The organism is Streptomyces sp. NPDC015171 (assembly GCF_043079545.1).
GTDB lineage: Bacteria > Actinomycetota > Actinomycetes > Streptomycetales > Streptomycetaceae > Streptomyces.
The window spans coordinates 91,673-117,641 of sequence record NZ_JBIBUO010000008.1; the positions used below are offsets into that span (position 1 = coordinate 91,673).

The window sequence follows — 25,969 nt, forward strand, 5'->3', positions numbered from 1 at the left end:
AAGGGTGTGGCCTTTCGGGGGCCGTCACTACGGTGTGGAAAAAGGTGAGGAAAACCGGTGTCGGCCGAAAGTGGAGATGCGTGGATGAACGGGCCCGGATCCGATTCAGCTCTGGCACGGCGGCTCGCCACGGCCGTACCGTCCCGGCACCGCAGGCTGGTGACCGAACTCGTGCGCACGGCCGTGACCGAGGCGATCGAGGCGGCCCGGCCGGGCACGGTGGACGCGCTCGACCCCGACGCCCCGTTCGCGGCGCAGGGACTCGACTCCCTGGCCGCCGTCGACCTGCACCGGCGGCTGACCGAGCACACCGGCCTCGACCTGCCGGTCGGCCTCGCCTACGACTGCCCGACCGTCCACGACCTGGCCGCCCGGCTGCTCGCCGAGGTCCACGGCACGACCGACGACCGCCCCGAGCCGGCCGGTGACGCCACCGACGGCGAACCGATCGCCGTCGTCGGCATCGGCTGCCGCTTCCCCGGCGGGATCTCCTCGCCCGCCGGCCTGTGGCGGCTGCTGACCGAGGGCGGCGAGGTCCTCTCGGGCTTCCCGCGGGACCGCGGCTGGGACCTGGACGCCCTCTACGACGAGGACCCCGAGGTGCCCGGCAGCACCTACGTCCGCAGCGGCGGATTCCTGGACACCGCCGCCGAGTTCGACGCCGAGTTCTTCGGCATCAGCCCGCGCGAGGCCCTCGGCATGGACCCGCAGCAGCGGCTCGTCCTTGAGACGTCCTGGCAGGCCCTGGAGGACGCCGGCATCGACCCCACGGGCCTGCGCGGCACCCCGGCCGGCATGTTCTTCGGCGCCGAGATACAGGAGTACGGGCCCCGGCTGCACGACGCCCCGGACGGCCTCGACGCCTATCTGCTCGCGGGCAACGCCAACAGCGTCATCTCCGGCCGCGTCGCCTACGTCCTGGGCGCCGAGGGACCGGCCGTCACCGTCGACACCGCCTGCTCCGCCTCCCTGGTAGCCGTCCATCTGGCCTGCCGCTCGCTGCGCCAGGGCGAGTCCTCGCTCGCCCTGGCCGGCGGGGTGGCCGTCATGGGCGGCCCCGGCGTGTTCACCGCCTTCAGCCGGCAGCGGGGCCTCGCCCCCGACGGGCGCTGCAAGGCCTTCGCCGCCGCCGCGGACGGCACCGGATTCGCCGAGGGCGTCGGCGTGCTCGTCCTGGAGCGGCTGAGCGACGCCCGCCGCAACGGCCACCGCGTGCTCGCGGTCGTCCGCGGCACCGCCGTCAACCAGGACGGCGCCTCCAACGGCCTGACCGCGCCCAACGGCACCTCCCAGCAGCGCCTGATCCGCCGGGCCCTCGCCGAGGCCGGCCTCACCGCCGCCGACGTCGATGTGGTCGAGGCGCACGGCACCGGCACCCGGCTCGGCGACCCCATCGAGGCCACCGCGCTGCTCGCCACCTACGGCCAGGGCCGCCCCGCCGACGCACCGCTGCTGCTCGGCTCGGTCAAGTCCAACCTGGGGCACACCCAGGCCGCCGCCGGTGTCGCCGGCATGATCAAGGCCATCCTCGCCATGGAGCACGGCCGGATCCCGGCGACGCTGCACGTCGACGAGCCCACCCCGCACGTCAACTGGTCCTCGGGGGCCGTACGGCTCGTCACCGAGCAGCGTCCGTGGCCCGAGACCGGGCGGGTCCGGCGGGCGGGCGTGTCGTCGTTCGGGGTCAGCGGGACCAACGCGCACGTCATCCTGGAGCAGCCGGCGCCCGAGCCGCCCGCCGCGGACCCCCGCCCGGCCCCGGCCGCCGGGACACCCCTGCCCTTCGCCCTGTCCGCGCGCGGCGAGGCGGCCCTGCGGGCCCGCGCCGCCGACCTGCTCGCCGTGGCCGACGAGGCCGAACCGCTGGACCTCGCCCACACGCTGGCCACCACCCGGGCCGCCCTGCCCGACCGGGCCGTCCTGGTCGCCGCCGACCGCGCCGAACTGACCGCGGCCCTGCACGACCTGGCCTCCGGCACCGCACCCCTGAGCGAGCGGGGCGACGGCGACCTCGGCTACCTGTTCACCGGGCAGGGCAGCCAGCGCATCGGCATGGGCCGCGAACTCGCCGCCGCGTACCCGGTGTTCGCCGACGCCCTGGACGAGGTCTGCGCCCACTTCGACCTCCAGCTCGCCCGGCCGCTGCGCGACGTCCTGTGGGCCGAACCCGGCAGCCCCGAGGACGGGCTGCTGCACCGTACCGAGTACGCGCAGCCCGCCCTGTTCGCCGTGGAGACCGCCCTGCACCGCCTCCTGGAGAGCTGGGGCCTCGCGCCGGACCAGCTCGCCGGGCACTCGGTCGGCGAGATCGCCGCCGCGCACGTCGCCGGTGTCCTCACCCTCCAGGACGCGACGATCCTCGTCGCCGCCCGCGGCCGGCTCATGCAGCGGCTCCCCGAGGGCGGGGCCATGGTCGCCGTACGCGCCACCGAGGACGAGGTGGCGCCGCTGCTCACCCCGCGCACCGGCATCGCCGCCGTCAACGGGCCCGCCGCCGTCGTGGTCTCCGGCGACGAGGCCGACGTGCGGGCCGTCGCCGCCGCACTCGCCGCGCGCGGCCACGACACCAAGCGCCTCAAGGTCAGCCACGCCTTCCACTCGCCGCTGATGGAACCGATGCTGGCCGAGTTCCGGCGGGTGGCACACGTCCTGGACTACGCCGAGCCGAGGCTGCCGGTGGTCTCGACCGTCACCGGCGCCCCCGTCACCTCCGAGCTGTGCGACCCCGAGTACTGGGTGGAGCACGTCCGCGCCCGGGTCCGCTTCCACGACGCCGTCCGCGCACTCGCCGACACCGGGGTACGGACGTTCCTGGAGATCGGCCCCGACGCGGTGCTGTCCGCCATGGGCCCCGACTGCACCGACGCACCCGGCACCGCCTTCCTGCCGGTGCTGCGGCGCGAGCGGCCCGAGGCGCGCGAGGCCCTCGCCGCGCTCGCCGCCGCCCACGCCCGGGGCGTCCCCGTCGACTGGCGGCGGCACTTCGCCCCGCTGGGCGGACGCCGTGTCGACGTGCCCGGCTACCCCTTCCAGCGGCGCCGGTTCTGGCTGGAGCAGCGCACCGGCACCGACGCGACGGGCCTCGGCCAGCTCCCCGCCGGCCACCCCCTGCTGGGCGCCGTGGTCGCCGTCGGCGCCGAGGGCGTCGTCCTGACCGGGCGGCTCTCCACCCGGACCCAGCCCTGGCTCGCCGACCACGTCATCGCCGGGCGGGTGCTGTTCCCCGGCACCGCCTTCGTCGAACTCGCCCTGCGGGCCGGCGACCACGTCGGCGCGGGCACCCTGGAGGAGCTGACCCTCGGCGCCCCGCTGGTGCTGCGCGCCGACGAGGACGTCGCCGTCCAGGTCGCCGTGGGCGAACCCGACGACACCGGACGCCGCGCCGTCACCGTCCACACCCGCGCAGACGAGGCGGACCCCTGGACCCAGCACGCCGCCGGCACCCTCGGCACGGCGGCGGCCCCGGCCGCGGCCGGCCTGACCCGATGGCCGCCGCCGGACGCCCGGCCGCTCGACACCGCGCGCGTCTACGCCGACCTCGCCGGCCAGGGCTATGGCTACGGCCCCGCCTTCCAGGGTCTGCGCGCCGCCTGGCGGCACGGCGACGACGTCTACGCCGAGGTCGCCCTGCCCGAGGACGCCGCCGCCGGCGCGGCCGGCTTCGGACTGCACCCCGCGCTGCTGGACGCCGCGCTGCACGCCGCCGACCTCGACGCCCCGCCACGCGCCGAGGTGCTGGTGCCGTTCGCCTGGACCGGCGTCACCCTGCACGCCACCGGCGCCGCCGCCCTCCGCGTGAAGATCACCCGCGCCGGCGGCGACACCATCGCCCTGCACCTCGCCGACGCCACCGGCGCCCCGGTGGCCGACATCGAGGCCCTGACCTCCCGTCCCGTACCGGACAGCGATGTCCTGTACGCGGTGCGGTGGTCGCCGTACCCCCGACCGGCGACCACCGCACCCCTGCGCACCGCCGTCCTCGCGGACTCCGTCGACGCCCTGCTCGAAGGCCCCGCCCCCGACGCCGTCGTCCACCGGGTGCCCGGCCCGGCCGACGCCGACGCCGCGGCGGCCCGCGCCCATGTCCAGGACGTCCTGCGGCTGCTGCGCACCTGGCAGACGGACGGCCGCCTGGCCGGCACCCGGCTGGTCCTCGTCACCCCGCCCGACAGCCCCGCCCACGCGGCCGTCCGGGGACTGGTCCGCTCCGCCCAGGCCGAGAACCCCGGCCGGTACGTCCTCGTCGAGCACGAGACGCTGCCCACCGAGGCCGACCTGCGCCGGATCCTCGCCACCGGCGAACCCGAACTCTCCCTCGCCGACGACCGGTTCGGCGTGCCCCGGCTGACCGCGCAGCCCGCCGGGGACGCGCCGGCCGCCGACTGGGGCACCGTTCTCGTCACCGGCGGCACCGGCGGCCTCGGCGCCCTGCTCGCCCGGCACCTGGTCCGCGCCCACGGCGTACGCCGCCTGCTGCTCGCCGGCCGCCGGGGCACGGCGCCCGAGCTGAGCGCCGAACTCACCGCGCTGGGCGCCGAGGTGACCGTGGCCGCCTGCGACGTCGGCGACCGCGAGGCCCTGCGGCGCCTGCTCGACGCGCACCCCGTCGACTCCGTCGTGCACGCCGCGGGCACCGTCCGCGACGGCATCGTGGACACCCTGACCGACGCCATGGTGGACGAGGTCTTCCACGCCAAGGCGCTCGGCGCCTGGCACCTGCACGAACTGACCCGGGGCCGCGACCTCGCCCACTTCGTGCTCTTCTCCTCCCTCGCCGCCGTCCTCGACGGGCCCGGCCAGGCCAACTACGCCGCCGCCAACGCCTATCTCGACGCCCTCGCCGCCCACCGTGCCGCCCTCGGCCTGCCGGCCACCGCGCTCGCCTGGGGCCTGTGGGCCACCGACAGCGGCATGGGCGCGGCCCTGGACGAGGCGGCCCTGGAACGCATCGCCGCCCACGGCGTCCCCGGCCTGTCCGCCGCGCGCTCCCTGGAGCTGTTCGACGCCGCCCTCCGCTCCGGCGCACCCCACCTGGTGCCCGTGGAGATCGACGCCGCCGCCGTACGCCGCCGCCCCGACGGCATACCGCCGCTGCTGACCGCCCTGGTCCGCCCGGTCACCCGCCGGGCCGCCGCGCACACCGCCCCCGCCGCGTCCGCCGAAGGACAGCTGGCCGCGCTGCCCGCCGCCGACCGCGACCGCGCCCTGCTCGACCTGGTGCGCACCGAGGTGGCCGCCGTGCTCCGGCACGACGGTCCGTCCGCCGTCGACCCCGGCCGGGCCTTCACCGACCTCGGCTTCGACTCGCTGGCCGCCGTGGAGCTGCGCAACCGGCTGAACACCGCCACCGGGCTGCGGCTGCCCGCCACCCTCGTCTTCGACCACCCCACCTCCCGCGCCCTCGCCGACCACGTCCGCGACACCCTCTTCGGCACCGGCGAGCAGCGGACCGCCGCCCCCGCCCCGCGCACCGCGGCCGACGACGACCCGATCGTCATCGTCGGCATGAGCTGCCGCTACCCCGGCGGCGTGCGCTCCCCGGAGGACCTGTGGCGGCTCGTCGCCGACGGCGTCGACGCGGTCGGGGACTTCCCGGCGGACCGCGGCTGGGACACCGACGCGCTCTACGACCCGGAGCCGGGCACCCCCGGCCGCACCTACACCCGCGAGGGCGCCTTCCTCTACGACGCCGCCGAGTTCGACGCAGGCTTCTTCGGCATCAGCCCCCGCGAGGCCACCGCCATGGACCCGCAGCAGCGGCTGCTCCTGGAGACGTCCTGGGAGGCGCTGGAACGCTCCGCCATCGACCCGCACCGCCTGCGCGGCTCCCGCACCGGCGTGTTCGCGGGCGTCATGTACCACGACTACGGCAGCTGGCTCGCCGAGGTGCCCGAGGACCTCGCCGCCTACCTCGGCAACGGCAGCCTCGGCAGCGTCGTCTCGGGCCGCGTCGCCTACGCCCTCGGCCTGGAAGGCCCCGCCGTCACCGTCGACACCGCCTGCTCCTCCTCACTGGTCACCCTGCACCTGGCGGCCCAGGCCCTGCGGCAGGGCGAGTGCGATCTCGCCCTGGTCGGCGGCGTCACCGTCATGTCGACACCGGACACCTTCGTCGACTTCGCCCGGCAGCGCGGTCTCGCCGCCGACGGCCGCTGCAAGTCCTTCGCCGCCGCCGCCGACGGCACCGGCTGGGGCGAGGGCGCCGGCATGATCGTCGTGGAACGCCTCTCCGACGCCCGCCGCAACGGCCACCGCGTGCTCGCGCTGGTCCGCGGCTCCGCCGTCAACTCCGACGGCGCCTCCAACGGACTGACCGCCCCCAACGGCCCCTCCCAGCAGCGCGTCATCCGCGCCGCGCTGGCCGCCGCCGGCCTCACCGCCGCCGACGTCGACGCCGTCGAGGCGCACGGCACCGGCACGACGCTGGGCGACCCGATCGAGGCGCAGGCACTGCTGGCCACCTACGGCGCCGAGCACACCGAGGACAGCCCGCTGTGGCTGGGCTCGATCAAGTCGAACATGGGACACACCCAGGCCGCCGCCGGCGTCGCCGGTGTCATCAAGATGGTGATGGCGATGCGCAACGGGGTGCTGCCGCGGACCCTGCACGTCGACACGCCGTCCGACCAGGTCGACTGGAGCGCAGGCGCCGTGGAACTGCTCACCGAGGGGCGCCCGTGGCGGCCGGCGGACCGGCCGCGCCGCGCCGGTGTGTCCTCCTTCGGGATCAGCGGCACCAACGCCCATGTGATCCTGGAGGAGTTCACCGAGCCCGAGCCCCCGGCGGCGGACCCCGCCACCGCCCCGCCCGTGCTCGCGCTCCCCCTCTCCGCCCGCTCGCCCGAGGCCCTGCGCGGCCAGGCCGGGCGCCTGCTGGAGCTGACCGGCACCGCCCCCGCCGACCTCGGCCTCGCCCTGGCCACCACCCGCGGCACCCACGCCCACCGCGCCGTCCTCCTCGCGACCGGCGACGACCAGGCCGCCACCGCGCTGGACGCCCTGGCCCGCGGCACGCAGGCACCGGGACTGCTCGTCACCGGTTCCGCCACCGACGGCACCCTGGCCTACCTGTTCTCCGGCCAGGGTGCCCAGCGGCCCGGGATGGGCCGCGACTGGTACGACGCCTTCCCCGTCTACGCCGAGCACTTCGACCGCGTGGCCGCGCTCTTCGACAAGCACCTGGAACTGCCCCTCGCCGGGGTCGTCCTCGGCGACGACGCCGAGACCCTGGAGCGGACCGCCTACACCCAGGCCGCCCTGTTCACCACCCAGGTCGCGCTCTACCGCCTGCTGGAGTCCTTCGGGCTGCGCCCGGACTGGCTGGCCGGGCACTCCGTCGGCGAGTTCGCCGCCGCGCACGTCGCCGGCGTCTGGTCGCTCCAGGACGCCGTCACCGCGGTCGCCGCCCGGGGCCGGCTCATGCAGGCACTCCCCGAGGGCGGCGCGATGATCGCCGTACAGGCGTCGGAGGAGGAGGTGGCGCCGCTGCTGGACGGGCGGTGCGGGATCGCCGCCGTCAACGGCCCCCGTGCCGTGGTCGTCTCCGGCGACGAGGACGCCGTCACCGAGATCGCCGCGCACTTCGCGACCAGCCGCAGGCTGCGCGTCTCCCACGCCTTCCACTCGCCCCGCATGGAGCCGATGCTCGCGGAGTTCCGGGAGGTCGTGCGGGGCATCCCGGCGGCGCAGCCGGCCGTGCCCCTCGTCTCCACCCTCACCGGCGCCCCCGCCACCGCGGCCGAACTCGGCTCCGCCGACTACTGGGTACGCCATGTGCGCGAGACCGTGCGCTTCGCCGACGCCGTCGCCACACTGGCCGCGAAGGGCGCCGACACCTTCCTGGAACTCGGCGCCGCGCCGGTGCTCACCGCCCTCGGCCCCGACTGCCTGCCGGACGCCGAGGACACCGCCTTCGTCCCCACCGCCCGCAAGGACCTCCCCCAGCTGCCCGGCCTGCTCGCCGCCCTGGCCGCCGTGCACACCCGGGGCGCGGACGTCGACTGGGCGAAGCTCTACGCGACGTACCACGGCAACCGGGTCGAACTGCCCACCTACGCCTTCGACCACCGCCGGTACTGGCTCCCCACGCCCGCCGTCACCGCCGGCGACGCCGCCGGGCACGGGCTCGCCGCCGCCGACCACCCGCTGGTCAGCGCCCAGCTCGACCTGCCGGGCGACGCCGGCCTGCTGCTCACCGGCCGGATCTCCACCGCCACCCACCCGGTCCTCGCCGAGCACGCCGTGCTGGGCACGGTCCTGGTGCCCGGTGCCGCCCTGGTCGACCTCGCCCTGCACGCGGGCCGGCTGACCGGGCACCCCGTCCTGGACGAACTGACCCTCCAGGCCCCGCTGGTGCTCCCCGCCGACACCGCCGTACGCCTCCAGGTCGCCGCCCGGCCCGACGGCAGCGTCGAGATCCACTCCCGCGCCGAGAACGCCCCCGCCGACGAGGGCTGGACCCGGCACGCCAGCGGCACCCTCACCGGCCCCGCGACCGCGCCGCCGACCGCGACCGGCGCCTGGCCACCGCCCGGCGCCACCCCGCTCGACGTCACCGGCCTCTATCCGGGCCTGCACGCGGACGGCTACGACTACGGCCCGGTCTTCCAGGGCGTACGGGCCGCCTGGCGGCACGGCGACACCCTGCTCGCCGAACTCGAACTGCCCGCGAGCGCACACCAGGACGCCGCCCGGCACGCGCTGCACCCGGCGCTGCTGGACTCCGCCCTGCACGCCACGTCCCTCCTGGACGGCGAGGCGGCGCCCGGCGACCGGCCCGAGGGCATCGCCCTTCCGTTCGCCTGGACCGGAGTCGCCCTGCACGCCCAGGGCTCCCTCACCGCCCGGGTCCGCGTCACCCCCGGTACCGACGGCACCCGTATCGAACTCGCGGACACCGAGGGCCGGCCCCTCGCCACCGTGGCGTCGTACGTCACCCGCCCCGTCACCGCCGACCGGCTCACCCGGCAGCGCCGCCACCTGTACGCCGTCACCGACGAACCGCTGCCCGAGGCCGCGGGGCGCCCCGACCGCCGTACCTGGGCGGTCCTCGGCGCGGACGACCTCGGCCTCGGCATCCCGGCGCACGCCGCCCTCGACGCGCTCGGCGCCACCGTGCCCGACGTGGTCATCCTGCCGGTGACCGCCCCGCACGCCGAGGGCGAGCGGCTGCCGGGCGCCGTGCGCGAGACCCTCGGCCGCACCCTGGAGACCCTGCGGGCATGGTCGGCCGACGGCCGGTACGCCGACGCGGTGCTCGTGGTCCTCACCGGCCCCGGCCTCGCCGACGCGGCCGTCCGCGGCCTGGTACGGGCCGCCCAGGCAGAAGAACCCGGCCGGATCCTGCTGGTCGAACGGGCCGGCCCGGACGCTCCGGTGCCGGACCGGGCCGCGCTGGCCGCCCTCCTCGACTCCGGCGAGCCGGAGGTGCGGTGGCGCGACGGCCGGGCGCACGCCCCCCGTCTGGTCCGCGCCGGGGAGGCCGGATCCGCCGCGGCCGGGCGCCCCTGGGGCACCGTCCTCGTCACCGGCGGCACCGGCGGACTCGGCGCCCTGGTCGCCCGCCACCTCGCCGCACGGCACGGCGTCACCCGCCTGGTGCTGGCCGGCCGCCGGGGACCCGGGGCGCCGGGCGCCGCCGGACTGCGCGCGGACCTCACCGCCCTGGGCGCCGAGGCCGAGATCGTCGCCTGCGACGTCTCCGACCGCGCAGCCCTCGCCGCCCTGCTCACCGCCCACCCCGTCGACAGCGTCGTGCACACCGCCGGTGTCCTCGACGACGGCCTGATCGGCTCGCTGACCCCGGCCCGGCTCGACACCGTGCTGCGGCCCAAGGCGGACGCCGCCTGGCATCTGCACGAACTGACCCGGGACCGCGAGCTGTCCCACTTCGTCCTGTTCTCCTCGGCCGCTGGCACCCTCGACGCCTCCGGCCAGGGCAACTACGCCGCCGCCAACGCCTTCCTCGACGCGCTGGCCGCCCATCGCGCCGGTCTCGGCCTGCCCGCCACCGCGCTCGCCTGGGGCCTGTGGTCCGGCGGCGGCATGGGCGCCGCCCTCGGCACGGCCGACGTCCAGCGCATCGAACGCTCCGGCATCGGCGCGCTCGACCCGGACGAGGGCCTCGACCTGTTCGACGCCGCCGTGGCAGCGGGCAGCCCCGCCCTGGTCCCGGTACGGCTGGACACCGCGGCCCTGCGCAGGCGCGGCGACGACCTCCCGGCCGTGCTGCGCACCCTGGCCGGCGTCACCCGCCGCGCGGACCGCGACGACCGCGCCCGCACCCTGGGCGCCCGGCTGGCCGAACTCCCCGCCGCCGACCACGAGCACACCGTGCTGGAGGCGGTCCGCACCGAGGTCGCCGCCGTCCTCGGCCACGCCGGGCCCGCCGCCGTCGAGCCGCGCCGCGCCTTCACCGAGCTGGGCTTCGACTCGCTCGCCGCCGTCGAACTGCGCAACCGGCTGAACGCGGTCAGCGGACTGCGCCTGCCCTCCACGCTGATCTTCGACTACGCCACCCCGGCGGCGCTCGCCGCCCACCTCCTGGAGCGGCTCCTGCCGGACACCGAGGAGCCCGACCCCGGCGCCGGGCGGCACGACGACGAGCTGCGCACCCTGATCGCGCGCATCCCCGTCGCCCGCATCCGGGACGCCGGCCTCCTCGACAGCCTGCTGAAGCTGTCCGGAACGGCCCCCGAGCCCGCCCCCGCCGAGCGGGCAGCGGACATCAAGTCCATGGGCGTGGCCGACCTGGTGCGCGCCGCACTCGACCGCGGCGGCGACCACTGACCCCCGCCCCGGTGCCGGACGACGCGCCGCGTCCGGCACCGGGCGAAACCCCCCGTCCGGCGCACCCCTCCACCGCGTCACCAGCGCCGCCGAGCCAGCAGGGAGCGACACCGACCGTGGACACATCCGTCGAGCAGATCGTCGAGGCGCTGCGCGAGTCATTGCTCGAGAACGAGCGGCTGCGCCGGCAGAACGACCAGATCACCGAGGCGGCGCGGGAGCCCGTCGCGATCGTCGCCATGAGCTGCCGCTACCCCGGCGGCGTCAGCACGCCCGAACAGCTCTGGCAGCTGGTCGACTCCGGCACGGACGCCGTGGGCGACTTCCCCGCCGACCGCGGCTGGGACGTCGAGGGCATCTACGACCCCGACCCCGACGCCCCCGGCAGGACCCACGTCCGCGAAGGCGGGTTCCTGTACGACGCCGCGCGCTTCGACCCCGGATTCTTCGGCATCAGCCCGCGCGAGGCCCTCGCCATGGACCCGCAGCAGCGGCTGCTGCTGGAGACCGCGTGGGAGGCGTTCGAACGCGCCGGCATCGACCCGCACACCCTCAAGGGCAGCCGCACCGGCATCTACGCGGGCGTCATGTACCACGACTACGGCAGCTGGCTCACCGAGGTACCCGAAGGCGTCGAGGGCTATCTCGGCAACGGCAACCTGGGCAGCGTCGCCTCCGGCCGCGTCTCCTACATCCTCGGCCTCGAAGGCCCCGCCGTCACCGTCGACACTGCCTGCTCCTCCTCGCTCGTCGCCCTGCACCTCGCCGTGCAGGCGCTGCGCACCGGCGAGTGCACCCTGGCCCTCGCGGGCGGTGTCACGGTGATGTCCACACCCGACACCTTCATCGACTTCTCCCGCCAGCGGGGCCTCGCCGAGGACGGCCGCTGCAAGTCCTTCGCCGAGGGCGCGGACGGCACCGGGTGGGGCGAGGGCGCCGGCCTGCTCCTGCTGGAGCGCCTCTCCGACGCCCGGCGCAACGGCCACCGCGTGCTGGGCGTCGTGCGCGGCACCGCCGTCAACCAGGACGGCGCCTCCAACGGCCTCACCGCCCCCAACGGCCCCTCCCAGCAGCGGGTCATCCGCGCCGCCCTCGCCGACGCCCGCCTCGAACCCCGCCAGGTGCACGCCGTCGAGGCGCACGGCACCGGTACCCCGCTCGGCGACCCGATCGAGGCGCAGGCCCTGCTGGCCGCCTACGGACAGGACCGCGCCGAGCCGCTGTGGCTCGGTTCCGTCAAGTCCAACATCGGGCACACCCAGGCCGCCGCCGGCGTCGCGGGCGTCATCAAGATGGTGATGGCCATGCGGCACGGCCGGCTGCCCAGGACCCTGCACGCCGACCGGCCCACCTCCCAGGTCGACTGGGAGGCGGGCGCCGTCGAACTGCTCAGGCAGGCCCGCGACTGGCCCGCCGACGGCGACCCCCGCCGCGCGGCGGTGTCGTCCTTCGGCATCAGCGGAACCAACGCCCACGTCATCATCGAGGCCGCCCCCGAACCCGAGACCCGCGCGGCGGAGCCCTCCTGGACCGGACCCCTCCCGCTGGTGCTGTCCGGCGCCGGCGAACAGGGCCTCGCCGCCCAGGCCCGTGCCCTGCTCGACCACCTCACCACCGGCACCGACCCGGTCCCCGACATCGCCCACACGCTCGCCACCGGACGCGCCGCGCTGACCGAGCGGGCCGTCGTCACCGGCGCCGACCTGCCCGCCCTCACCGCCGGCCTGACCGCGCTCGCCGCGGGCGAGAGCGCGCCGAACGTGGTGCGCGGCAGGCCGGCGGGGGAGTCCCGGATCGCCTTCGTCTTCCCCGGCCAGGGCTCCCAGTGGGCCGGCATGGCCGCCGATCTGCTCGACACCTCGCCCGTGTTCGCCGCCACCATGACCGCGTGCGCCGCCGCCCTCGCCCCCGTCACCGACTGGGACCTCATCGCGACCGTACGGGCCCGGCAGCCGCTGGAGCGGGTCGACGTCGTCCAGCCCGTGCTGTGGGCGATCATGGTGTCGCTGGCCGAGGTGTGGCGCGCGCACGGGGTCAGGCCCGCGGCCGTCATCGGACACTCCCAGGGCGAGATCGCCGCCGCCTGCGTGGCCGGCGCGCTCTCCCTGGCCGACGGCGCCCGCGTCGTGGCGCTGCGCAGCCAGGCCATCGCCCGGGAACTCTCCGGCCGCGGCGGCATGATGTCGGTGGCCCTGCCCGAGGCACGCGTGCGCGACCTGGTCGCCCGCTACGACGGCCGGGTCGCGGTGGCCGCCGTCAACGGCGCCTCCTCCGTGGTGCTGTCCGGCGACGCCGACGCCCTCGACGAACTCCGCGAGACCGTCGTGACCGGCGGCGACCGCGCCAAGCGGCTCCCGGTGGACTACGCCTCGCACTCCGCGCACGTCGAGTCGATCCGCGAGCGGCTGCTCGCCGACCTGGCGGACATCCGGCCCCGGCCCGCCGAGGTGCCGTTCTACTCCACCGTCACCGGCGCCCGGCTCGACACCACCGGCCTCGACGCCGGCTACTGGTACACCAACCTGCGCCAGAGCGTGCTGTTCGAGCCGACCACGCGCACCCTGCTCGACGCCGGGTACGGCGTGTTCGTCGAATGCGCCCCGCACCCCGTGCTCCTGCACAGCATCGAGGAGACCGCGGACGCCGCCGGCGCGGACGTCACCGGCCTCGGCTCGCTGCGCCGCGACGACGGCGGCCCCGAGCGCCTCCTGACCGCCCTGGGCGAGGCCTTCGTCGCCGGTGTCCCGGTCGCCTGGGCCGCCGTGTTCGACGGCATGCCGGTACGCGCCGCCGACCTGCCCACCTACGCCTTCCAGCGCGAGCGGTACTGGCTCGGCCGGTCCGCCGGCGCCGGCGACGTCACCGGTGCCGGGCTCCAGACCACCGGGCACCCGCTGCTGGGCGCCGCCGTCCCGGTCGCCGAGGGCGGCACCCTGTTCACCGGCCGCCTCACCACCGCCACCACCCCCTGGCTCGCCGACCACGCGGTGTCCGGCACCACCCTGCTGCCCGGCACCGCCCTCGTCGAGCTGGCACTCGGCGCCGGACACGACCTCGGCTGCGGGCACCTCGCCGAACTCACCCTCCAGGCACCGCTGGTGCTGCCCGGCAAGGGCGCGCTCCAGCTGCAACTGCGCGTGGCCGCCGCCGACGACCTGGGACACCGCGCGCTGACCGTCCACTCCCGCCCCGAGGGCGCCGCCGACACGGCCTGGACCGCGCACGCCGCCGGCCTGCTCGCCCCGCAGACCACCGCGCCCGCCTTCGACCTCACGGCCTGGCCGCCGCCGGGCGCCGAGCCGCTGCCGGTCGAGGACGCCTACACCCGCCTGGCCGCACTCGGCTACGACTACGGGCCCGCGTTCCAGGGACTGCGCGCGGCCTGGCGGCGCGGCGACGAGACCTTCGCCGAGGTCGAACTGCCCGTGGAGGCCGAGACCTTCGCCCTGCACCCGGCCCTGTTCGACGCCGCCCTGCACGCCGACGCCCTCGGCGCCGAGGGCACGCCGGGGGCCGAGGGCACGGACGCCCCGGGCACCGCCCGGCTGCCCTTCGCCTGGACCGGGGTCTCGCTGTACGCGGCCGGCGCCACCGCCCTGCGGGTCCGGCTGCACGGCGGCGAGACGCTGTCCCTCCAGCTGGCCGACCCCACGGGCGCCCCGGTCGCCGAGGTCGAGGCCCTGGTCTCCCGGCCGGCCGACCCGGCCGCGCTCACCGCGGGCGCCCCGGCCGACGACCTGTACCGCCTGGACTGGCCCGCGCTGCCGGTGGCCCAGACACCCGCACCCGCGTACGCCGTCCTGGACGAACGGGGGCCGGCCGCCCTGGACACCGTGCCGGAGTGGGTGGTGCTGCCCTCCGGCGGCGGCGACCCGGTCACCGGCGCCCGCCGGGCGACCGCACGGGCCCTGGCCGCCGTACAGGACTGGCTGGCCGACGAACGCACCGCGACGGCACGGCTGCTGGTGCTGACGCGGGGCGCCGTCGCGGCGGGGGAGGAGGACGTCACCGACCTCGCGGGCGCCGCCGTGTGGGGCCTGATCCGGGCCGCGCAGGGCGAGCACCCCGGACGGTTCGTGCTCGTGGACGGCGCCGACGGTGACGCGGCCGCGGCGGTGGCCGCCGCCGCGGCCTCCGGTGAGCCCCAACTCGCCCTGCGCAAACGCGCGGTGCGGGTGCCCCGGCTCGCCCGCGCCACGGCGCAGGGGCAGCCGCCGTCCCTCGACCCGGACGGCACGGTACTGATCACCGGCGGCACCGGCGTCCTCGGCGCCCTGGTCGCCCGCCACCTGATCGCCGAGCACGGGGTGCGCCGGCTGGTGCTCGCCGGGCGCAGCGGCACCGCCGCCGACGACTTCGCCGAGCTGGACGCGGAGATCGCCGTGGCCCGCTGCGACGCCGCCGACCGCGACCAACTGGCCGGGCTCATCGCCGGGTTGCCCGCCGCCCACCCGCTCACCGCGGTCGTCCACCTCGCCGGCGTCCTCGACGACGGACTGGTGAGCGACCAGACGCCCGAGCGCCTCGACGCCGTACTGCGGCCCAAGGCCGACGCCGCCTGGCACCTGCACGAGCTGACCCGCGACCTGGACCTCGCCGCGTTCGTCCTGTTCTCCTCCGCCGCCGGCACGGTCGACGGCGCCGGGCAGTCCGGCTACGCCGCCGCCAACGCCTTCCTCGACGCGCTGGCCGCCCACCGCAGGCACCTCGGCCTGCCCGCCCACTCCCTGGCCTGGGGCTTCTGGGAGCAGCGCACCGGCCTGACCGCCCATCTCACCGACGCCGACGTGGACCGCATGGCACGCGCCGGCGTCCGCCCCCTGCCCACCGAGGAGGGCCTGCGCCTGCTCGACGCCGCCCTCGCCGCCGACGAGCCGCTGCTCCTCCCCGTCGGCCTGGACCTGGCCGTCCTGCGCCGCGCCGTGGACGTACCCGCCGTACTGCGCGGCCTGGTACCCGCACGCGCCCGCCGCACCGCCGCCTCCCGCACCGGCTCCGCCTCGCTCGCCGGCCGGCTGGCCGCCCTCGGCCCCGCCGAACGCGAGGCGGCCCTCATGGAACTGGTCCGCACCCATGTCGCCGCGGTGCTCGGACACGGCCGCGACATGACGCTCGACCCGCGCCGCTCGTTCCGCGAGGCGGGCTTCGACTCGCTGACCGCGGTGGAGCTGCGCAACCGCCTCGGCGACGCGGCCGGCCTGAGGCTGCCCGCCACCCTCGTCTTCGACTACCCCGACGCGGGCGCGCTCGTGACGTACCTGGCGACGGAACTCCTCGGCGCACCGGCCGGGTCCGCCGGCGAAGCCGCCGTGCGGGACGTGCGGGAGGCCGACGAGCCGGTCGCCATCGTCGCCATGGCCTGCCGTTACCCCGGCGGCGTCAGCACGCCCGAGGACCTGTGGCGGCTGCTGGCCGACGGCGCCGACGGCATCGGAGCCTTCCCCGCCGACCGCGGCTGGGACCTGGACGGCCTGTACGACCCCGAGCCCGGCAAGGCCGGCCACTGCAGCACCCGGGCGGGCGGATTCCTGTACGACGCGGCCGACTTCGACCCCGACTTCTTCGGCATCGGCCCGCGCGAGGCCCTCGCCATGGACCCGCAGCAGCGGCTGCTCCTCGAGACGTCCTGGGAGGCGCTGGAGCGGGCCGGCATCGACCCGCACACCGTGCGCGGCAGCCGCACCGGTGTCTTCGCCGGCGTCATGTACCACGACTACGGCAGCCGGCTGCGGCACGTGCCCGAGTCCGTCCGCGACTACCTCGGCAACGGCAGCCTCGGCAGCGTGGCCTCCGGCCGGGTCGCCTACGCCCTGGGCCTGGAGGGCCCGACGCTCACCGTCGACACGGCGTGCTCGTCGTCCCTGGTGGCCCTGCACCTGGCCGCGCAGGCGCTGCGGCAGGGCGAGTGCACGCTGGCGCTGGCCGGCGGGGTGTCCGTGATGTCGACCGCCGACACGTTCGTGGACTTCAGCAGGCAGCGCAACCTCGCAGGCGACGGCCACGCCAAGTCCTTCGCGGACGCCGCCGACGGCACGGCCCTGTCCGAGGGCGCCGGAATGCTCGTCCTGGAGCGGCTGAGCGACGCCCGCCGCAACGGGCATCCCGTGTTGGCGGTGGTGCGGGGGTCGGCGGTGAATCAGGACGGTGCGTCGAACGGGTTGACGGCGCCGAACGGTCCGTCGCAGCAGCGGGTGATCCGGCAGGCGCTGGCGTCGGCGCGGCTGGGTGCGGCGGATGTGGATGTGGTGGAGGCGCACGGTACGGGGACGACGCTGGGTGATCCGATCGAGGCGCAGGCGCTGCTGGCCGTTTACGGTCAGGGGCGTGAGGTGCCGTTGTGGCTGGGGTCGGTGAAGTCCAACATCGGTCATACGCAGGCCGCCGCCGGTGTGGCGGGTGTCATCAAGATGGTGTTGGCGATGCGGCACGGGGTGCTGCCGAGGACCCTGCATGTCGATGTGCCGTCCACGAGGGTGGACTGGGATGCCGGGAACGTGCGTCTGCTGACGGAGCAGCGGGACTGGCCCGCGGGGGACCGGCCGCGCCGTGCCGGTGTCTCCTCCTTCGGTATCAGCGGCACCAACGCCCACACCATCATCGAAGAGGCACCCGCCGAGCAGTCCGCGCCGGACACGGCACCGGCCCGGACCCCGGTCCTGCCGCTCGTGGTCTCCGGGGCCACCCCCGAGGCGCTGGCGGCCCAGGCCGCACGGCTGCGCGAGGTGGCCGGCCTGCCGCCGGCCGACCTCGCCCGCTCCCTGGCCACCGGCCGGGCCGCCCTCACCCACCGGGCCGCGGTCGTCGCCCGCGACGGGGACGAACTCCTCGCCGCACTGACCGCGCTGGCCGACGGCACCGCCGCCGACACCGTGGTCCGCGGCAGGCCCGCCGCGGGCAGGACCGCCTTCCTCTTCACCGGCCAGGGCGCCCAGCGCCCCGGCATGGGCCGCGACCTGTACGCCGCCCACCCCGCCTTCCGCCAGGCGCTCGACGAGGTCTGCGAGGCCCTCGACGCGCATCTGGACCGCCCCCTGCGGGACGTGATGTGGGCCGAGCCCGGCACCGAGGCGGCCCGCCTGCTCGACCGCACCCTCTACACGCAGAGCGCCCTGTTCGCCGTCGGCACCGCCCTGTACCGGCTGCTGGAGTCCTACGGCGTCCGCGCGGACTGGCTGGCCGGCCACTCCATCGGCGAACTGACCGCCGCGCACGCCGCCGGCGTCTGGGACCTGGCCGACGCCGCCCGGCTGGTCGCCGCGCGCGGCCGGCTGATGCAGGCGCTGCCCGCCGGGGGCGCGATGCTCGCCGTCGACGCCACCGAGGACGAGGTGCTGCCGCACCTCGGCCCCGAGGTGTCCGTCGCCGCCGTCAACGGGCCCCGGGCCGTGGTCGTCTCCGGCACCGAGGCCGCCGTGGACGCCGTGGCCGCGGCCTTCCCCGGCCGCCGCACCAAGCGGCTGCGGGTCAGCCACGCCTTCCACTCCCCGCTGATGGACCCGATGCTGGCGGAGTTCGAGAAGGCCGCCCGCGAGCTGCGGTACGCGCCCCCCGCGCTCCCCGTCGTCTCCAACGTGACCGGAGCGCGGGCCGGCGAGGACGAGCTGTGCGATCCCGCCTACTGGGTCCGGCACGTCCGCGAGGCGGTCCGCTTCGGCGACGGCGTCCGCACACTGGAGGCCGACGGAGTGCGCACCTTCCTCGAACTCGGCCCCGACGCCGTCCTGACGGCCATGGGCGGCCACGCCGTCGCCGACGCCGAGCAGGCGGTGTTCGTCCCGGCGCTGCGCCGCGACCGCGACGAGGAGCGGACCTTCGCGACGCTGCTCGGCACCGCCCACGTCCGCGGTACGGCCGTCGACTGGCAGCGGGTGTTCGCCGGTACGGATGCCCGCCGCACCGAACTGCCGACATACGCCTTCCAGCGCACGCGGCTGTGGCTGGACGACGCGCCCGGCGCGGCCGGCGACGCGGGCGGTCTCGGCCAGGCGCCCGCCGGGCACCCCATGCTCGGCGCAGCCGTCGAGCTGGCCGCCGACGGCACGGTCGCCCTGACCGGCCGCCTGTCCCTCGCCACCCACCCCTGGCTCGCCGACCACGCCGTGGCGGGCGTCGTCCTCCTCCCGGGCAGCGCCTTCGTCGAACTGGCCGTCCGGGCCGGCGACCGCACGCACTGCCCGCGGCTTGAGGAACTCACCCTCGAACGGCCCCTGGTCCTGCCCGACCGAGGCGCCGTCCACCTCCAGGTGGCCGCGGCGGCCCCCGACACCGACGGCCGCCGGAAGCTGACCGTGCACGCCCGTCCCGAGGGCGCGGACGGCGAGTGGACCCGGCACGCCACCGGGGTCCTCGCCCCGCGCACCGCGCCCGAACCGGCCGCCGAGACCGCCTGGCCGCCCGCCGGAGCCGTACCCGTGGACGTCACCGGCACCTACGGCCACCTCGCCGAACAGGGCTACCACTACGGCCCGCTGTTCCGCTGCCTGCGCGGTGCGTGGCGGCTCGGCGAGGAGGTCTGCGCCGAGCTCGCCCTGCCCGACGCCGGCGCGGCCGACGGCTTCGGACTGCACCCGGCGCTGCTCGACTCCGCGCTGCACGCCATCGACCTGCTCGACGGCCAGGACCCGACCGTGATGACACTGCCCTTCTCATGGGAGGGCGTCAGCCTGTACGCGACCGGTGCCACGGCGGTCCGGCTGCGGCTGACCCCGCACGGCACCGACCACATGACCCTGCGCCTGTACGACGGCGCCGGGGCTCCGGTGGCCGAGGTGGCGGCGCTGCGCGTGCGCCAGGTGACCGCCGAGCAGCTGAACGCGGCCACGCCCGCGCCCGGCGACCTGTTCCGGGTGCGGTGGACCGCGCTCCCGGTGAGCACCGACGGCTCCGCGCCCGCGCCCCGCACCCTCACCGTGACCGCCGACGCCGCCCCCGGCGCCGAGCTGCCCGCCGTGGCCCGCCGGACCGCCGTACAGGCCCTCGCCGCACTGCGGCAGCACCTGGCCGGGCCACCGGACGGGACGCCGCTGGTGGTCCTGACCCGGTCCGCCGTCGCCGTCGGCGCCGACGGGGCACCCGACCCGGCGCAGGCCGTGATCTGGGGCATGGTCCGGGCGGCGGCGGTCGAACACCCCGGCCGGTTCGTGCTGGCCGACACCGACGGCGAGTCCGCGTCGGCCGCCGCCCTCGCGGCCGCCGTCGCCACCGGCGCACCCGAACTCGCCCTGCGGGCGGGCACGGTGTACGTACCGGAGCTGGCCGGGACCGGCGCGCAGGAGCCGGGCGAGGCACCCGCCCTGGACCCGGACGGCACCGTCCTCGTCACCGGCGGCACCGGCAGCCTCGGCAGGCTGCTCGCCCGGCACCTGGTCACCCGGCACGGCGTACGCCGGCTGCTGCTGGCCGGCCGGGGCGGGCGCCTGCCCGAGCCCGGCGCCCTCGACGACCTCGCCGCCCTCGGCGCGACCGTGACGGTGGCCGCCTGCGACGTCACCGACCGGGCCGCACTCGCCGCGCTGCTCGCCGCCGTGCCTGCCGAGCACCCGCTGACCGCCGTGGTGCACGCCGCCGGCGTCCTGGACGACGGGCTGCTCACCGACCTCACCCCCGAGCGGCTCGACGCGGTCATGCGGCCCAAGACCGACGCCGCCTGGCTGCTGCACGAGCTGACCCGCGACCTCGGCCTCGCCGCGTTCGTCCTGTTCTCCTCCGCCGCCGGCACCCTGGGCGCGGCCGGACAGGCCAACTACGCCGCCGGGAACGCCTTCCTGGACGCCCTGGCGGCACGGCGCCGCACCGAGGGGCTGCCCGCGCTCTCGCTGGGCTGGGGGCTGTGGGACACCGGCGAGGGCATGGCGGCCGGCCTCGGCGAGACGGAGCTGCGCCGGCTGGCCCGCGACGGCATCCTGCCGCTGCCCGCCGACCGCGCGCTGGCCCTGTTCGACCGCGCGCTGGCCTCCGCCGGCGCCCCGGACGCCGACCGGGCCCTGCTGCTGCCGGTCCGCGTCCAGGCCACCGCGGACGCGCCCGCCCTGGTACGGGGCCTCGCCCCCGCCGCCGTACGCCGCACCGCCGGGGCGACGGCCGCCGCGGTCCCGGCCGAGGGGGAGACGCTGGCGCGGCGGCTGGCCCGGATGAGCGGCGGCGACGCGCTGCGGCTGCTGACGGAGACGGTGTGCGGGCATGTCGCCGACGTCCTCGGACACGGCTCGGGCAGCGCCGTCGACCCCGAGCGGTCCCTGGGCGATCTGGGCGTGGACTCGCTCGCCGCCCTGGAGCTGCGCAACCGGCTGAGCACCGACACCGGCCTCCGGCTGTCCAGCACCCTCACCTTCGACTACCCGACCTCCGACGCGCTCGCCCGGCACCTCTTCGCGGAACTCGGCGGGGACAGCTCGGGCGGCGACCTCGTCGACATCGAGGCCGAAGTGGTGCGTCTGGAGGCGATGCTGGAGGACGCGCTGGACGCGGCCGCGCTGGACGAGGAGCAGCGGTCCCGGGTGGCCGCCCGGCTGCGCACCCTGAGCGCGCGCTGGGACGGCACCGGGCAGTGGCGGGAGAACGGGACCGGGCAGGGCGAGGACGCGGGGCTGGAGACGGCCACGGCCGACGAGCTCTTCGACATCCTGGACGACGAACTCGGCAGCTTCAGCTGACGGCCGGAACCTGGCACGGCCGAGGGCCCGGGACACCCGCCAGGTGTCCCGGGCCCTCGGCCATGCCGGGCGCCTCGGTGTAGAGCGCTCTCAGCCCGTGGACGAACTGGTGCCCGCCCAGCGGTCGGACAGCTTGGGGATCCGGTGGTCCAGCATCTTCGACGGCAGCTCGGACCGGTTGGCCACGTTCAGCTTCCGGTACACCCGGGTGAGGTGCTGCTCCACCGTGCTGATGGTGACGTGCAGCCGGGCGCTGATCTCACGGTTGGTGTAGCCGAGCGCGGCCAGCCCGGCGACCCGGCACTCCGCGTCGCTGAGGATGGCGGGGCCGCCCTCCGACTCGGTGGCCTCGGGCCGGGCCGGGTCCTCCAGCAGATGCGCGTCGACCGGCGACTCGATGCGGCAGGCCTCGGCCTCCCGCGCCGCCTGCCGCGCCACCAGCCGGGCGCGGGCGTACTCGCCCAGCTCGTAGTGCGCGGCGGACAGATCGGCGTAGGCCATGGCCAGCGCGTACCGGTCGCCGCACGTCTTGAGCAGGTCGATCGACTCGCGCAGCAGCGAGGCCCGGCGGTGCGGCTTGCAGGTCGCGGCCAGCAGGCGCAGTGCCGTCGCCCGGGCCCGGGAACTGTGGCCGCCGGGCAGCCGCAGCTGCTCCTCGGCCCATTCGCGGGCCGTACGGGCCTTGCCGATCCGCAGGTTGGCCAGGGCCAGGTCGGACCGCCAGGGGATGCCCTTCTGCAGGCTGGGGTTGCCCTCCCGGAGCAGCCGGCCGCAGGTCTCGAAGTCGTTGAGCGCGGCGAAGGGCCGGTCGGTGGCGAGGTAGTGGTGGCCGCGCGCCCGCAGGTACTGGATGCCGAACACGGTGCGGAACATCGGCTCGGGCACATCGTGCTTGAGCAGCTCGTCGGCCTCGGCGTAGGAGCCCAGGGCGGTGAACGCGGAGATCGCCGTGGACAGCGGGAGGCCGATGAGCACGCCCCAGCTCTGGGCGCGCAGGGTGTCGAGCGCGGCGAGCGCGCCCCGCGACGCGGCGGTCACGTCCCCCTGGAGCAGGGCGATCTCGGCCCGGATGCTGCCGAGCAGGGCCTGCCAGGTCGTCGCCCGGCGCTCCACGGCGCATTCCAGCAGGGCGTCGCAGGCCCCGGCGGCGAGCGCGGGCCGGTCCGCGTGGGCGATCGCCAGCAGCGACATCGCGACCAGTTCCAGGTTCAGATGGTCCAGTCGATGCCCCTGGAGGGCCTGGGCGACGGCCGCCGCCGACTCGTCGGTGGCGTCCCCGCCGATGAGCGTCGCGACACGGGCGGCGAGTCCGCCGGTCTGGGCCGGTACCGGGCGGCGGCGCGGATCGAAGCCGGCCACCGGGGCGCCCTTCCCCGGGAGCGCCACGCCGTAGAACCACTGCCGGACGAATTCCACCTCGGCGACGATCTGGGCCTCGGTGGGGGAGTGGGTGGGCACGAGGCTCGCCACGGCCTGGGCGGCCAGCTCGGTGTCGCCCCGCCACAGCATGTAGCGCAGCACGGTGGCGGTGTCCCGCATGCTCAGGACGCCGTCCAGCGCGGCCTCGCGCAGCGGTTCCAGATGGGGGCCGGCGGCGGCCGGATTGCTGCGCCACTCCGCGCGCGCGAGCGCCGCCGACAGGGCGTGGCGTTCGCGTACGTCGGCGCAGTCGCGCAGGACAAGGCCGAGGTACTCCGTGCAGCGTTCCACGTCGTCGGCGGCCAGCGCCTGTTCCGCGGCGGCGCGCAGGATCCCCGCGCCCCATCCGGCCGGGACGTGGCCGCCGAGCCGGAGGTGGCGTGCCACCTCGACGGCGGGAGCGCCGGAACGATACAGCATGTGGGCGATCCGGCCGTGGAGTTCGGTGCGCGCGGCGGTGTCCATGTCCTCGAGGACGGCCGCGGCGGCGGTCGGGTGGCGGAAGGCGTGACCGTCCAGGAGACCGGAGGAGTTGAGGGCGTCGACGGCTTCCTGGGCGCCGTCCGGTGTGGTGCCGGCCAGTTCGCCGAGCGGGACGCTCGGTGCCAGGGCGCCGAGCGCGGCCAGGGCCCGGGCCACCCGGACATGGCCGGCCTCGCCGCGGTGCAGCAGCGACAGCACCGCCTCACGGTAGGCGGCGCCGGCGATGGGGCGGCCGATCTCGGGGGCGACGCGTGTGCTGTCGTCCAGCAGGGCGTGGACCAGCAGGGGGCTGCCCGCGGTGGCCTGGTGGTAGGCGCTGCGGATCTGTCCCGGCAGGGGCCGGCCGGCCTGTGCGGCGAGGAGGTCGCCGACGCTCGTCTCCGACAGCGGGGTGAGGCGGACCCGCAGGTGCGGCTGGCGCAGGAGTTCGGTGTGCGCGGGCGAGCGAATCGCGCCGAAGTGTCCTGAGGTGGCGCACACCACGAAGACCCGTCGGGAGCGGCTTCTGCGCAGCAGGCGGACGAGCGTGCGGAGCGAGGGCGGGTCCATGGCGTGGGCGTCGTCCACGGCGATGACCAGGGGATGTTCATCACGGGCGAGGTGCAGGAGCGCCTCGGTCGTCTCGGGCGCCGCGGGCACGGGGTCGGCATGGTGCCGGGGGTCGGCGGGCAGGCGGTTTTTCGCCGATGAGTTCCCGGCCGGGGGTATGTCGTGTGATATCGCGCACCCCGACTCCGCGTTGCCGAGTAATTGCTCTGCGAGACTCATCGGCTGATCCTGTTCGGCCACTGAGGCCGTACCGGTGAGTATGCAGGCGTCGGTGCTGTTCAGTGCCGTGAGGAATTCATGCATCAGCTGGGTCTTTCCGGATCCCGGACCACCAGTGATGATCACGAGCCGGCTGTTTCCCCGCACGCTGTCGGCGAACGCTTCACCCAAGGCCCGAAGTTCTCTCGAACGACCGAAAAGGTGCATTGTGGGTCCCCCCTAGATTCATTTTTCCGACCGAGGTCGTGCCCCGATCCCCGGGTGCCGCGGCGGCGGTGAGCGACGGCGTGTGGAGAGTTTGTGAGGGCGACGGCGGCGACGTAAAGGCGGCACGCCGGGCCGGTCATGGCCCTGGTGGACAGCTCCTGAGGGGTGGCGGAGCATGCGTCCGCCCGTCGGCGCGATCCCTGGCCGCTCTGTGAGAGAGGCGTCGCATCCTCTGATCTCCCGCTTGTGCCGCGTACCGCGGGTGGACCCCAATGCTGTCCTGCATTGATGTGTCGATTCTCACCGCCGGTACAACCGCTGGACGGCCCGAAATCCGTGGACCGAATGGTTTCGGCCAATTTCTGGCTGACATTGATTCGGGGTATCCGTGGCTTTACTGGTCGAGTACCAAATTAGAGATTAGATGCTCATAGCAGACAGTGACGCTATCTGTCCAGGTCAACGTTGTCAACCATCGTCGGGTGCTGCCTCCTGCTTACTCCGGGGACGGTCCACAGAGACGTCCTTTTACAGGCCTGTGATTTACCGGATGGTTAAAGAAAGGAACCGGGCGCGACCAATCGTGACATCGGTCACGGGAAAGCGCTTCCGGTGCCCGATCGGGCACCGGGTACGGCCCCGGGGCCACCGCCCGCGGGGCCCGACCTGGCACGCGGAATGGCGCGGCCTCGGCCGCACACCCGCCCTGAGCAGGGCCGGGACCGGTCAGGGGAGGATCGAGTCGACGTACCCGCCGTCGACGCGCAGGGCTCCGCCGGTCGTGGCCGACGCCTGCGCGGAGCTGAGGTAGACGACCATATGGGCGATTTCCTCCGGCTCGATCAGCCGCTGCAGCAGGGACTGCGGACGGTACTGGCGCATGAAGGCGCGCTGCGCCTCGTCCCAGGGCAGATCCCGGTCGACGAGTTCGTACACGAAATCCTCCACGCCGCCGGTGTGGGTGGGCCCGGCGATGACGGAGTTCACCGTCACGCCCGTGCCCGCCGCCTTCTTGGCGAAGCCACGGCTCACCGCCAGCAGCGCGGTCTTCGACATGCCGTAGTGGATCATCTCGGCGGGGATGGCGACCGCCGAGTCGCTGGCGATGTACTGCACCCGCCCCCAGCCGCGCTCGGTCATGCCCGGCAGATACTGCCGGGTCAGCCGCACGGCGGCGAGGACGTTCACCTCGAAGTAGCGCCGCCACTCCGCGTCGGTGATCTCCAGCGGGTCGGCGGTGCCGAAGACGCCGAGGTTGTTGACGAGGATGTCCACCTGGGGCAGCAGCTCCGCCACCCGGGCCGCACCCTCGTCGGTGGCCACGTCGGCGGCCACCGGAACCAGTCGGGCGCCGGGCGCCCGCGTCGCCAGCGACGCGACGCTGGCGGCCACCCGCCCCTCGTCACGGCCGTTGACGCCCACACGGGCGCCGGCCCGGGCGAGGGCGACGGCGACGGCCGCGCCGATGCCCTGCGTCGAGCCGGTGACCAGGGCGGTGCGTCCTGTCAGATCGATGTGCATGGGCGGTCGGGTTCCCTTCGTGCGCGCCTGCGAGCCACGGTCCGTCAAGTGTGACCGCCCGGTGCGCGAAACGGCCGATCGGCGCGAGCGCGATCGGCCGTTCGGCCCGCGGCCGGCCGGGCCGCGGTTAC

The 25,969-nt window shown here is 76.0% G+C and carries 4 protein-coding genes; 2 read left to right on the forward strand and 2 right to left on the reverse strand.

Translation table 11 applies throughout. From position 1 onward, the window contains the following. The first annotated feature begins 84 nt into the window (after nucleotides 1-84). Nucleotides 85-10,788 carry an SDR family NAD(P)-dependent oxidoreductase gene (locus tag ACF073_RS22475; protein ID WP_392072593.1) on the forward strand — a complete coding sequence of 3,568 codons (10,704 nt, stop codon included), beginning with the start codon at nucleotides 85-87 and terminating at the stop codon, nucleotides 10,786-10,788. A 116-nt stretch (nucleotides 10,789-10,904) separates the two neighbouring features. Next, nucleotides 10,905-21,440 (forward strand): SDR family NAD(P)-dependent oxidoreductase, encoded by a 10,536-nt coding sequence (locus ACF073_RS22480; protein WP_392072595.1) that lies wholly within the window; start codon nucleotides 10,905-10,907, stop codon nucleotides 21,438-21,440. Nucleotides 21,441-21,530: 90 nt separating this feature from the next. Here the strand turns inward: ACF073_RS22480 and ACF073_RS22485 are convergent, their stop codons facing one another. Beyond that, nucleotides 21,531-24,317 carry an AAA family ATPase gene (locus tag ACF073_RS22485; protein WP_392072597.1) on the reverse strand — a complete coding sequence of 929 codons (2,787 nt, stop codon included), beginning with the start codon at nucleotides 24,315-24,317 and terminating at the stop codon, nucleotides 21,531-21,533. A 726-nt stretch (nucleotides 24,318-25,043) separates the two neighbouring features. Continuing rightward, on the reverse strand, nucleotides 25,044-25,838 hold the full coding sequence (locus ACF073_RS22490; RefSeq protein ID WP_392072599.1) for an SDR family NAD(P)-dependent oxidoreductase: 795 nt from the start codon (nucleotides 25,836-25,838) through the stop codon (nucleotides 25,044-25,046). Between the last annotated feature and the right edge of the window lie 131 nt (nucleotides 25,839-25,969).